Source organism: Corynebacterium sp. LaCa_70 (assembly GCF_058182015.1).
This window is the reverse complement of sequence record NZ_CP190914.1, coordinates 1,753,221-1,764,955: the sequence shown is the minus strand read 5'-3', so window position 1 is coordinate 1,764,955 and position 11,735 is coordinate 1,753,221. Positions and strand designations below refer to the sequence as shown.

Sequence of the window (11,735 nt, the reverse complement as noted above, 5' to 3'; positions counted from 1 at the left end):
GGTAGTCGCAATGTCACTCCCGGTATTTTTTGCTTCCGCGCCGTTGCCGCAGGTCGGTGAGGCCACGGAGCTCACTGGGCCAGAAGCCCGCCACGCCGTCACGGTCAAGCGTATCGGGCCCGGCGAGCTCATCCAGCTGATTGATGGCGCGGCACGCTGGGCCGAAATTGAGGTCACCGAAACATCCGGCAAAGAACACTTGACCGGGATAGCGGTGGCCAGCGGCGAATGCGAACGTCCGGACCCGTACGTCATTGTCGTACAAGCATTACCGAAGGCCGAGCGCAGTGAGTTAGCCGTGGACTTGGCGACGCAAGCCGGTGCCGATGAGATCATCCCGTGGCAAGCCGCCCGCTGTATTGCGAAATGGCAGGGCGCCAAACGCAACAAAGGCGTGCAGAAGTGGCAGTCCGCGGCGGCTGCAGCGGCGAAACAATCGCGCCGGGTGACGGTGCCGGAAGTCCGGGAACCGGTGAGCACTGCCCAGCTGGCGCAGCTGATCGACGGGCACACCGCCGTCGTATTGCACGAAGAAGCGAGCCAGCCGCTAGCCCAGCTGGCTCCGGAGTTTTCCGGCACGGTGTTTCTTATCGTCGGGCCAGAAGGTGGCATCGGCGAGGAAGAAGTAGCGCTACTGCGCAGCGCCGGTGCGCAGCCGGTGGTTCTGGGGCCACAGGTGCTGCGCACAGCTTCTGCGGCGATGGTGGCGCTGTCCGTCATCGGTGCAGCCACCAGCCGTTGGGGTGGGTAGTCCACACGCTTATGAATTCTTATGAACTTTATGAACTTTATGAAGTTTATGAATTTATGCGCTGAAGTGCAGAAACGATGACGAACAAATGTTTGTGTACCGTCAAACTACCCAAAAGTAAACGAGTACAGGCTCAAACCGGGTGAGACTTCGATCTCCAGGATTCCCGCTTGTGCTTTCTCAACGTCGAGGAGGTTTACCGTTCCGTCGTCGGTAACAGTGAACTCTTTCCCGTTGGCCTTGATGGTGCCACTGCCGGAAACGACTGCTTGCACCAGAGCTGCGCGGTAGTTCAAGCGGATTGTGGCGTTGTCACCAGCGGTGATGTTTTCCCGGTCGATGGTCCAATCGCCTTCCAAGGTGTATTGACCGATCTCCGGCTCCGGTCCAGATAAGGTGCCGGACTTATACGCGGGGTTGGCGTAGTACCGGGCGCGTTGGCTGCCCAAATAAGTCTCCGGGTTGCGATGCTGTGTGGTTTCGTCGTCGGAATCTTCCAATGGGGCAGGAAGTTCAACCGACGGATCACGCTTCTGTAGCAACTCGCGCACGAGCTGCTCAGTACGGGCATAGGCTCCCTCGCCTTCGTGGATTTCCCGGACGGTGCCCTCAGCGTCGACAAGATAATGTGCCGGCCAATATTGATTGTTGAAGGCTTTCCAGGTGGCGAAGGAATTGTCTTGGGCGACTGGGTAGTTGATGTTTTGCTCGGAAACCGCCTGGCGCACGTTCGCGGTTTCCCGCTCGAAGGCATATTCCGGGGAGTGTACGCCGATGACGGTGAAGCCATAGTCGCGGTAGTGATCATAAAGTTTGGTGATGTGTTTATTCGCGCGTTGGCAGTTGATGCAGGCATAAGCCCAGAAATCGATCAGCGTGACATCACCAGAAGTACGCGGGTCGACGGGGGTGTCCGTGTTCATCCAGTTTTCCAGGCCCACCAGCTCCGGGACGGTGCCGCAATTGCCAAGTTCACCGTTGCCACGGCAATCTTCCAATGAGTCTGATCCTTCGTTTTGTTGTGCCAGTTGCGCGGTGACGGTCTTTTCGGCATCACCTGTCCAGTTTGGTAGTTTTTGCTGGATCCACGCCGGCGCACCCAATGCCAGGGCACCGGCCATACTGATGACGATAACGCCAGCGGTGGCGCGGAAGACGCGTTGACGCGACTGGAAGAAATCTACGCGCTTGCCCACTTGCTGGCCGCCCAACGCAAAAACCAGCAGTGGGATGGCTACGCCAATCGCGAACGAGATGCAGAGAACGGCGATGCGGGCATCGATTTCGCCTGTAGCACCAGCCACGGTGATTGCCGCCAATACTGGGCCAGCGCACGGTACAAAAACCACACCCATGGCCAGGCCGACGGCAAACCCGCCCTTATCGCGGGCGCGGGCCTGCAACTTATGTGCCCGCGGCAGGAACTGGAATGGCCATTCCAGTAGCTCCTGTAGTTTGGGAAAGATCATTCCTAGGCCGACCAGCACCAATAGTGCGATGCCGAGCTTCCACAAAATATCTGCGGGCAGCCCCAGCGCATTGAGCAACGTGGTGGCAAACAGCGTGACGACGGTAAAGCTGGTGACCAAACCGCCGATAACCAACCATGGGCGGGCTTTGGAGCCTTGGGATACTGCCAGCACTAGCGGCAGGATCGGCAAAATACACGGTGATATACCCGTGATCAGGCCACCGATAAAACCGATGGCGATGGTGCTGAGCATGATTGTGCAGCCTTTCTGAATGTCGCGCGCGTGACGGCGGAGGTTCGTCGTACGCGGCTCGTATTTTCTCTGTCATTGGTTTATCCGGAGCCGAGCGCCGTAGTGGATTGCTGCGAATGGCAGAAAAAAAATTTTCATATTTTCCAATCCGGTCTGCAGGGTGGTTCCGCAGTAGTAGTTGAAGGCAGGAAAAACTGCTGACACCACTAGTTGTTGAGGAGACCCCAATGTCTGCACATACTTCGATGAAGAAATTTTTGATCACTGCCGCTGCCGTTGCGATGAGCACGGTGGGCCTGGCTGCGTGCAGTAATGATTCTGCTGCAACTCCAACGAAGTCGTCAGAAACGAGCACTGAGAAGAGCACTGAGAAAAGCTCGGACGAGAGCTCGGACAAGATGAGTTCTGAAAAGACGACCTCGGAGAGCACGAGTGGCGACAAGATGGGGGGCGACAGCGACAAAATGGGCGGCGACAAGATGGAGCACGACAAGATGAGCCACGATGACAAAATGGGTGGCGACAAGATGGGTGGCGAAGGCGACAAGATGGAGCACGACAAAATGGAACACGACAAGATGGGCGGTGAAGGCGACAAGATGGAGCATGACGACAAGATGAGCCAGTAGTATGTAATGCTGTGTCTAGTTGCAGCCCTGAAGAACATGCTCGCCTCGACGCGCTCGTCGCGGGCGTGGCCGACGGGGACCAGCGCGCTTTTTCACAGCTTTATGATGCGCTTTCGCCGCTGGCCTACGGTGTGATCATCCAGATCCTCGGTGATAACTCGCTCGCGGAAGAAGTGCTGCAGGAAGTTTTCGTGGAAGTCTGGAATAAAGCACGTAGCTTTGACCCAGACCGTGGTCGCGCCCGCACGTGGGTGGGTAGGATCGCGCATTCCCGCGGAATTGATAAACTGCGTGCGCATAACGCCAGCGTGCGCCGCGACGATGCCGATTTTGTTCTTGGGGAACGCATCCGTGAGGTAGATGTGGAAACTGAGGCTCTTACTAATGTGGAGGGAAAACGACTGCGGGCAGCCGTCGACAAGATTGGCGAGCCACACCGCACGGCCGTTCTGCTGACGTTTTTCGACGGGCTAAGTCACGCGGAACTGGCAGAATCCACCAATGTCCCATTGGGTACCGCAAAAACGCGGGTGCGTGATGGGGTACGCAAACTAGCAGCTGTTTGGGGAAGGGGTGAAGCCCACCATGAGTGATCGTGACAGGAACGACGCCTCGAGCAACGACATCACTAGCAATAACGTCTCTCAGGCTAACTCGGAGCAATTCGACGACGAGTTTTTCGATGCCTTCCTCGATGCTGTCCCGGAGCACACCCCGCCGCAGCATGTGAAAGGGCAGCTGCTTGCACGTCTCGGTCATTCTGATGCGGACGCAGCTTCCGACGATCGCACACAGCGTGAATCGGCGGTGGAAGCACATAATGTCGTTCCGTTACGGGCGAAAGCTTCATCCGCGACGGCTCAGTCAGCGACGGCTCGGTCAGCGGCTTCTCGGAAGAGTGCGCCGCGAAAAACCTGGGTGCTGGCCGGTGGTCTCGCAGCCGCTGCATTGCTGGTGGTAGTCACAGTGCTTACTCCCGTGCTGGATAACGCTACCGATGACGCTGGTGAGGGCACGATCGTTGCAGAAGATGCGGATTCTACCGCGGCCGGGCACGAACAGATGCATGAGATCATGTCGGCGGCCGATCTGGTCAGCGGCGCGACTAGCGCGGAAGGCGCACACCTGCACATTGTGTCGTCGACAGAAATGGGCAAAGCCGGTGCGATGGTGGATGGTCAACCGGATCTTGCCGACGGCATGGGCGCGCAGGTGTGGTCCGTCGACAAGAATGGTGTGGTACGTTCGGCCGGAGTCATCGGCCAAGACCCGCACGAGGACGTGTGGATGCCTTTCGACGCTGCCACCCATAAGGTCATGGTCACTGAAGAGCCCGCAGCTGGCAGCACTAGCCCGAGTGGTCGGATGCTCGCTGAGGTTGTGTTGGAAGCCTAAAACCGAGAAGCGTTCAAACTTCGTGGAAAGTTAGTTGCAGTTGGTAGGCTAGCGACGTGCACATTCAAACCCGCAAGATCGACCTGGACCCCGCTTATGCACGCACAGTGTTAGGCACTACTGATGAAAACCTGCGCGTGCTGGATAACCAGCTGGACGCGGATATTTTTGCCCGCGGCACGATGGTGAAAATCACCGGCCCGGATTATGAGGTCGCGCGTGCAGTGAAAGCGTTCGATGAATTAGAAGCCATGGCACGGCGTGGCCACACCGTCAGCCCTGATGGCGTCAAGCACGTGTTGTCGCTGTTGAGCGAGGATTCACCGGTTTCTGTTGCCAAGGCACTGGGCGGCAGTATTGTCTCGCGTCGCGGTAAAAAGATTCGTGCGAAAACCGTTGGCCAGGCTGAATACGTGGATGCGATTGATGAAAACACCATCGTTTTCGGCTTGGGTCCTGCCGGTACTGGAAAGACTTACCTGGCGGTGGCTAAGGCCGTGCAGGCGCTGCAAAATAAGCAGGTCCAGCGCATCATCCTGACTCGTCCGGCAGTGGAAGCCGGCGAGAAGCTGGGCTTTTTGCCGGGCACCTTGAATGACAAGATTGATCCTTATTTGCGTCCGCTGCACGACGCATTGCGGGACATGCTGGACCCAGAGGCTATTCCGCGTCTCATGGAAGCCGGGATCATTGAGGTGGCCCCGCTGGCCTATATGCGTGGCCGTACGCTGAACGACGCGTTTGTGATCTTGGATGAGGCGCAAAATACTACCCCCGCGCAGATGAAGATGTTTTTGACGCGCTTGGGCTTTGGCACCACCTTCGTGGTTACCGGTGATGAATCCCAGGTTGATCTGCCGCGTGGGCAGAATTCTGGGCTCAAGACCGTGCGTCGCATTCTCGGCGGGGTGGAAGGGATCCACTTCGCGGAAATGGGTGCTGGCGATGTTGTGCGCCATGCGTTGGTGGGCCGCATCGTCGATGCTTATGACTATCACGAGCAGTCGGGCACGAGTAGCCGGGAAGCGAATTCCCGAGATTGATTCTACGAATCAACGAAGCAGGAACCGTACTAGGAAACCACACAGGATCGGCATATGAGTATCGAATTTTTCAATGAGTCTGGCTTCGACGGCATCAACGAAGAAATGTTGCTGGATGTCGCGGGATTCGCATTGGCAGCTATGGATGTGAGCCCAGATGTGGAAGCCACGATCACGTGTGTTGATGAAGACACCATTGCTGAGTTGCACGTGCATTGGATGAATTTGCCCGGCCCGACGGATGTGATGAGTTTCCCGATTGATGAGCTCACCCCGGGGTTTCATACTCCGCGCCCGGATGGTGAGTCCGCTGGCCCGGCGATGCTGGGCGATATTGTGTTGTGCCCAGAGTTCGCGAAGAAGCAGGCAGATGCTGGTGGACACAGCCTGGCACACGAGCTTGCACTGTTAACGACGCACTCGTGCTTGCATTTATTGGGGTATGATCATGGCACCCCGGCCGAGGAAAAAGAAATGTTCGCGCTGCAAAACGAGATTCTCGCGGACTGGTACGACGATGTTGCTCGCAGCGGGAAAAAGTTCCCGCCGAAGCCCACTGGTCCGCAGGCTTTCCCGTCGGCAGCTGATCGCGCTCATTTGGATGAACAGTTGGCGGGGGAAGCTCGTGCCGACGGACGCATCCCGGCGATCGCGCAGCCGCAGGACAAATCTGGCGAGAACGAAGAAAACTAATACAGAATTGCGTGTAATTTCAGGTGAAGAGGTAGCCGTTTTATGAACATGAACACTGTGTTGTCGATCCAATCGCACGTGAGTTTCGGTCACGTGGGCAACTCCGCAGCTGTGTTTCCGCTGCAGCGTGCTGGCTATGAGGTCTGGCCAGTGCATACCGTGAATTTCTCTAATCACACTGGTTATGGCGATTGGGGCGGCCCGCTGCTTCCGGCAGACCAGGTTGCTGATGTCATTGACGGTCTGGAGCGTCGTGAGGCCTTCGACAAGATCGATGTTATTTTGTCTGGCTACCAGGGAAGCCCAGAGATTGCGGATGTCATCATCGATGCGGTCACGCGTATCAAAAAAGAAAACCCGAATGCTGTGTATGCCTGTGACCCGGTGATGGGCAACGCGAAATCCGGGTGTTTTGTGGATGATTCTATCCCGCCGCTGCTGCGGGACAAGGTGATTCCGGTGGCAGATATTGCCACCCCGAACCAGTTTGAGCTGGGTTTTTTGACCGGTAAGCCCGTGGACACGTTTGAGCAAGTTCTTGACGCTGTGCGCGCCTTGCAGGAGATGGGGCCGAGCGTGGTGTTGGTGACTTCCCTGGTGCGCCCGGAAACCGGTGATGATGTCATCGAAATGCTCGCCGTTGACGGTGATGAGGCCTATCTGGTCCAAACCCCGTACCTGAATTTCAAACGTAATGGTTCCGGCGATGTTACCGCCGCGCTGTTCAGCGGCCATTACGCCTACCATGGTGAAGTATCGCAAGCGCTGGAGGCCACGGCAGCATCGGTCTACGAGCTGTTGGAGACCACCTATAAGCGTGGTTCTGCTGAGTTGGATTTGATCTTTGCGCAGGAATGTTTCGTGGATCCGAAGCAGCACTTTGATGTCACAGCCGTGGACAACTTTCCTACAGGCGGGAAATAATCGATGAGCCTAGATAGCTATCTTGATGTACCGGAAGGCTTCCGTTCTGGTTTTGTCAGCTTCGTTGGGCGCCCCAATACCGGCAAATCGACGCTGACGAATGCGCTGGTGGGCCAGAAGATCGCCATCACAGCGGACCAGCCAGAAACCACCCGCCATGCCATTCGTGGGCTGATCCATCGCGAGGACGCGCAGGTCGTGGTGGTGGATACCCCTGGATTGCACCGCCCACGGACATTACTGGGTGAGCGTTTGAACGAGTTGGTGAAGGACAATTATTCGGACGTCGACGTGATCGGTTTTACCGTGCCTGCCGACGAGAAGATTGGCCCGGGCGATCGCTGGATTCTGGATAATATCCGCAACGTAGCACCGAATGTGCCGATTATCGGGATCGTGACCAAGCTGGATAAGGTGGGCAAGGATACCGTCGGCAAGCAGCTCATGGCGTTGCACGACATGCTCGGTGGCGATAGTGAAGTGGTTCCGGTTTCTGCGACTAAGCGCACCCAGATTGATGTGCTGACTGATGTGATTGTGCAGCATTTGCCGGAGGGGCATAAGTTTTATCCGGATGATCACCTGACCGACGATGACAATTTCACCCGCATCAGTGAGCTGATCCGTGAGGCCGCACTCTCCGGTTTGCGTGATGAGCTTCCGCACTCGGTGGCAGTGGAAATCGACGAAATTCTTCCCGACGAAGACCGCCCGGGTGTCAGCAATGTGCACGCGGTGTTGTACGTGGAACGCCCTGGCCAAAAGAAAATCATCGAAGGCAAAGATGGTCGGCGCTACGGACGTATCGTGCATAACGCGCGCAAGCAGATCATCGAGTTGCTGGGCCATAACGTATTTTTGGACCTGCGCATCAAGGTACTGAAAAACTGGCAGTCGGATCCGAAGTCGCTGGGGCGGCTTGGTTTTTAAATAGTGGCACGGAGTAAACCGTATCGCGACGACGCAGTGGTGGTGCGCACGTATGATTTCGGCGAGGCCGATCGCATCATCGTGTTGTTGACTAAGCAGCATGGGGTCGTCCGCGCAGTGGCTAAGGGCGTGCGGCGGGCGAAGTCTCGTTTTGGATCGCGGTTGGCGCCTTTTGTGCACTTGAATGTGCAGCTGTATCCCGGACGGAGCCTGGATACCATTACCGGTGCAGATACAGTGGCGTTTTTTGCCGCCGGAATTATCGATGATTATGAGCGCTATACCGCTGGCTGCGCCATGTTGGAGGCTGCGGAGCGATTGACGCAATCCGACGATGCGTCGATGTTTAGCGCCTTGGTGGGGGCGTTGAGTCTGCTTGGCGACGCCCACGATCCGGTCGCGGTGTGTGATTCGTTTTTATTGCAGGCGATGGATTATGCCGGCTGGGCCCCAGTGCTGTTTGCGTGCGCGCAGTGTTCCCGTCCTGGTCCACACCATGCTTTTCACCCGGGGGTCGGTGGTGCGTGTTGCCATCAGTGTCGGCCGCCAGGTTCGGCGGATATCGCTGAGGACGTGTTGCACTATATGTGGTTGTTGGCCGGGCGTTATTGGGATAAGGCCGCCGAGCTCAGCCGAAAGAATCCGGAAATTTCTAGTACTGCGCACAGACTGGTGCGGTGGCACCTGCAGTGGCATATGGAGCGCAACGTGACGGCGTTGAGCATCATGGAACAGTCGTTATAACCAATCATTCTTTGCAACCAATCATTCCGTGCTTGCTTGCTGCGCACTAGACTGTCAGGCGATGAGTATTTTCGATACGGACCACCAGATCCCGCAGCAGTTCATTCCACGCCATATTGCCCTGGTGATGGACGGTAACGGGCGGTGGGCGCAAGAGCGCGGTATGGAGCGAACCGAGGGGCACAAGCGCGGTGAAGCGGTGTTGATGGATGCCGTGGATGCGTGCCTGGAGCTGGGGGTGGAATACCTTTCGGCATACGCGTTTTCCACGGAAAACTGGCGTCGTTCTGCTGGCGAGGTTCGTTTTCTCATGGGATTTAACCGCGATGTGTTGCGCCGTCAGCGCGACGTGTTGCATGAAAAAGGCGTGCGCGTGGTGTGGGCTGGGCGGCGTCCGCGGTTGTGGCGCAGCGTGATTAAAGAGCTGCGCGAGGCCGAAGAATTGACGAAGAACAATACCCGGATGACTCTGGTGATGTGCGTCAACTACGGTGGCCGGGCTGAGCTTGCCGACGCCATGCAGCTGTTGGGCCACGATATTGAGGCTGGGAAGCTGCGGGCCGGCGATATTAATGAGAAAACCATTGGGCGCTATCTTTATGATCCCGGCATGCCGGATGTGGATTTGTTTTTGCGGCCGTCGGGAGAAAAGCGCACCTCGAATTTCTTGTTGTGGCAATCCGCGTATGCAGAGATGGTGTATCAGGATAAGCTATTTCCGGATTTCACCCCGCAAGATTTATATGATGCTGTGGCGGAATATGCGCGCCGTGATCGCCGATTCGGAGGCACGAAGTGAATCAGCAGCAAGCCCCATCTGAGCAGCAACTAGAGCGGTGGCGTCGGTATCTTGCTAATGAACGCTCGGAAGCCAAGGTGTATAAAACCCTGGCTGCCAGGCAGAAGAACCCGGAGGATCGTGAGATCCTGACCAAAATCGCGGAAGCGGAATCGCGGCACCAGCAGTATTGGCGAGACAAATTGGGCGATCAGCTGGGCTCGCCCCGGAAAGCGGATTTCAATACCCGGGCGTTGGGTTTTCTGGCGAAAATCTTTGGATCCGTGTTTACGTTGGCGCTGATGCAGTCGGCGGAGTCGCGGAGCCCGTATCTTGCCGACGACGATGCTTCTGATCAGTTGGCGATGGATGAGCAAGTTCACGCGGAAGTGGTGCGCGGGCTGGCCACGCGCTCGCGTGAGCGGATGTCGGGAACGTTCCGGGCGGCAGTCTTTGGCGTTAATGACGGCTTGGTGTCCAACCTGGCGTTGGTGCTTGGCGTGCTGGGTTCCGGGGTGGGCAGCACGGTGGTGCTGATCACCGGTGTGTCTGGCTTGCTCGCGGGCGCATTGTCCATGGGGGCCGGTGAATTTATCTCTGTGAAATCGCAAAACGAGCTGCTGGGGGCGTCTACTCCGCAGACCTCGTCGTCGGCGATGGCAGCTAATGTGGATGTCGAAGCCAATGAACTGGCTTTAGTCTTCCGTGCCCGTGGAATGTCGGAATCGGAGGCACAGCACAAGGCTGATCAATTATTCGCCAAAATTTCGCAGGATGCTGAACCCCACGGCGGTACTGCTGTCGAAGATGATGAGTTCGGCCAGATGAACACACCAGGCGGTGCCTGGGAAGCGGCCATCTCGAGTTTCTTTTTCTTTGCCGGTGGCGCGCTGTTGCCGATCTTGCCGTTTATTTTTGGAGCTTCCACCAGCCTGGGGGCTGTGATTGCGGTCGTGCTGGTGTCACTAGCGCTGTTGACTACTGGGGGAGTAACCGGAATTTTATCGGGTAAACCACCGGCCTGGCGTGCGGTGCGCCAGTTGCTCATTGGCCTGGGCGCGGCCGGGGCCACGTATGTGCTGGGCCTTGCCTTTGGCGGGATCGTCGGTTAGTTGTCGATCAATTTTTGCTAAACCCGCCGTGCGCTATTTAGCGCTGGCGCTGTCTTGTTTCTTGCTACACTCTGCACAGATGCCGAAGACTTCGGCATCGTGGCCGGTGAGTTGGAAACCATAGTTGGCGACAACCTCTTGCGCCCAGCGTTCTACCGGGCCGCCGTCGATTTCCTCGGTGCGCCCGCAGCTGGTGCACACCAAATGGTGGTGGTGATGGTGGGACTCGCAGCTGCGGTACAGCGTCTCACCGGATGGCATGTGGAGCACGTCCACAGCGTCAATCTCAGAGAGTGATTGCAAGGTGCGGTAGACCGTCGTCAAGCCAACCTGGCTGTCGCGATGTACCAATTCGTGGTGAATGGCTTTTGCGGATGCGAAATTGTCCAGCTCGTTGAGTACCTGAATGACGGCGGTGCGCTGGCGGGTATTGCGGGCGCCTAGCTTCGGGATGGCGGACTGTACGGAAGACATTGCTCCAGTCTATTTAAGGAGCGATGCTGGCCGCAATGGCTGCGATATTGAGTGCTTCGCGGCGGGTGAGTTGATAGGTTACTTCGCGCCCGCAGGAATGCGAAGAGACCAAGCCGGATTGCTTCAAAATCCGCAAATGCTGGCTCACCAGTGGTTGTGAGCGGCCGAGTTCGCGCACGAGTTCGTAGACGCAGCAGTCGCGCTGGCTCAAGCAATGCAGGATTTGCAGGCGCAGTGGGGAATTTAATGCGCGGATGATGGTCGCAGCTGCGGTGGTGTTCGCGATAACGTCGGTAGGCATCACGAGTCCTTCCTGGTGGGAGACTATCTAGCGCCACGGATTTGGCGATAGATAACAATCCCGTCGATAATGGGATTGATCTTCAATAAGTGACATCTTACTGGTTTTCAGGTGCCTGAACAAAACTAACCAAGTATTGCCTTATGTTTGCAAAGCGTATGGTTTTGTTGCTACCCCCATTCGGGGATACTTATGAATCATGTGAAAAGTCTGGGATACCAGAAAACATAATGGGCA

Annotated in this window: 14 protein-coding genes; 11 read left to right on the top strand and 3 right to left on the bottom strand. The window is 56.9% G+C overall.

Annotated elements, in window-relative coordinates:
• The first annotated feature begins 10 nt into the window (after positions 1–10).
• Positions 11–751, top strand: coding sequence for a 16S rRNA (uracil(1498)-N(3))-methyltransferase (locus tag ACP8MI_RS08030; RefSeq protein ID WP_049148089.1), 741 nt, complete (start codon positions 11–13; stop codon positions 749–751).
• Positions 752–858: 107 nt separating this feature from the next.
• Here the strand turns inward: ACP8MI_RS08030 and ACP8MI_RS08025 are convergent, their stop codons facing one another.
• The gene (locus ACP8MI_RS08025) at positions 859–2,475 is read right to left on the bottom strand and encodes a cytochrome c biogenesis protein CcdA (protein WP_049148088.1); all 1,617 of its coding nucleotides are present in this window, start codon (positions 2,473–2,475) and stop codon (positions 859–861) included.
• 227 nt (positions 2,476–2,702) lie between these two features.
• Here ACP8MI_RS08025 and ACP8MI_RS08020 point away from each other — a divergent pair, with 227 nt between their 5' ends.
• From ACP8MI_RS08020 to ACP8MI_RS07975, 10 genes are all read left to right on the top strand, one after another.
• Entirely contained in the window at positions 2,703–3,104 is a 402-nt protein-coding gene (locus ACP8MI_RS08020; protein ID WP_147579300.1) for a hypothetical protein, read from the top strand.
• A gap of 11 nt (positions 3,105–3,115) precedes the next feature.
• Complete coding sequence (locus ACP8MI_RS08015) at positions 3,116–3,697, top strand: sigma-70 family RNA polymerase sigma factor (RefSeq protein WP_049168367.1); 582 nt, start codon at positions 3,116–3,118, stop codon at positions 3,695–3,697.
• Positions 3,690–4,499: an anti-sigma factor gene (locus tag ACP8MI_RS08010; protein ID WP_249605986.1), complete on the top strand. Its 810-nt coding sequence runs from the start codon at positions 3,690–3,692 to the stop codon at positions 4,497–4,499. The genes ACP8MI_RS08015 and ACP8MI_RS08010 overlap by 8 nt, the downstream gene beginning before the upstream one ends.
• A 56-nt stretch (positions 4,500–4,555) precedes the next feature.
• Positions 4,556–5,542, top strand: coding sequence for a PhoH family protein (locus ACP8MI_RS08005; RefSeq protein ID WP_249605985.1), 987 nt, complete (start codon positions 4,556–4,558; stop codon positions 5,540–5,542).
• 54 nt (positions 5,543–5,596) lie between these two features.
• Positions 5,597–6,235 (top strand): rRNA maturation RNase YbeY, encoded by a 639-nt coding sequence (gene ybeY, locus ACP8MI_RS08000; RefSeq protein ID WP_018120368.1) that lies wholly within the window; start codon positions 5,597–5,599, stop codon positions 6,233–6,235.
• Positions 6,236–6,277: 42 nt separating this feature from the next.
• On the top strand, positions 6,278–7,159 hold the full coding sequence (gene pdxY / locus ACP8MI_RS07995) for a pyridoxal kinase PdxY (RefSeq protein WP_375544314.1): 882 nt from the start codon (positions 6,278–6,280) through the stop codon (positions 7,157–7,159).
• A gap of 3 nt (positions 7,160–7,162) precedes the next feature.
• On the top strand, positions 7,163–8,089 hold the full coding sequence (gene era / locus ACP8MI_RS07990) for a GTPase Era (protein ID WP_018120369.1): 927 nt from the start codon (positions 7,163–7,165) through the stop codon (positions 8,087–8,089).
• 3 nt (positions 8,090–8,092) lie between these two features.
• Complete coding sequence (recO, locus tag ACP8MI_RS07985) at positions 8,093–8,833, top strand: DNA repair protein RecO (RefSeq protein ID WP_147579301.1); 741 nt, start codon at positions 8,093–8,095, stop codon at positions 8,831–8,833.
• 61 nt (positions 8,834–8,894) lie between these two features.
• Positions 8,895–9,632, top strand: a complete 738-nt coding sequence (locus tag ACP8MI_RS07980) for an isoprenyl transferase (RefSeq protein WP_018120371.1) — start codon at positions 8,895–8,897, stop codon at positions 9,630–9,632.
• Positions 9,629–10,723, top strand: a complete 1,095-nt coding sequence (locus ACP8MI_RS07975) for a VIT1/CCC1 transporter family protein (protein ID WP_284589600.1) — start codon at positions 9,629–9,631, stop codon at positions 10,721–10,723. Before ACP8MI_RS07980 ends, ACP8MI_RS07975 begins: the two co-directional genes overlap by 4 nt.
• A 33-nt stretch (positions 10,724–10,756) precedes the next feature.
• On the opposite strand, the gene ACP8MI_RS07970 is transcribed toward ACP8MI_RS07975, so the two are convergent.
• The gene (locus tag ACP8MI_RS07970) at positions 10,757–11,197 is read right to left on the bottom strand and encodes a Fur family transcriptional regulator (protein WP_018120373.1); all 441 of its coding nucleotides are present in this window, start codon (positions 11,195–11,197) and stop codon (positions 10,757–10,759) included.
• 13 nt (positions 11,198–11,210) lie between these two features.
• Entirely contained in the window at positions 11,211–11,498 is a 288-nt protein-coding gene (locus tag ACP8MI_RS07965) for an ArsR/SmtB family transcription factor (RefSeq protein ID WP_018120374.1), read from the bottom strand.
• Positions 11,499–11,735: the final 237 nt, after the last annotated feature.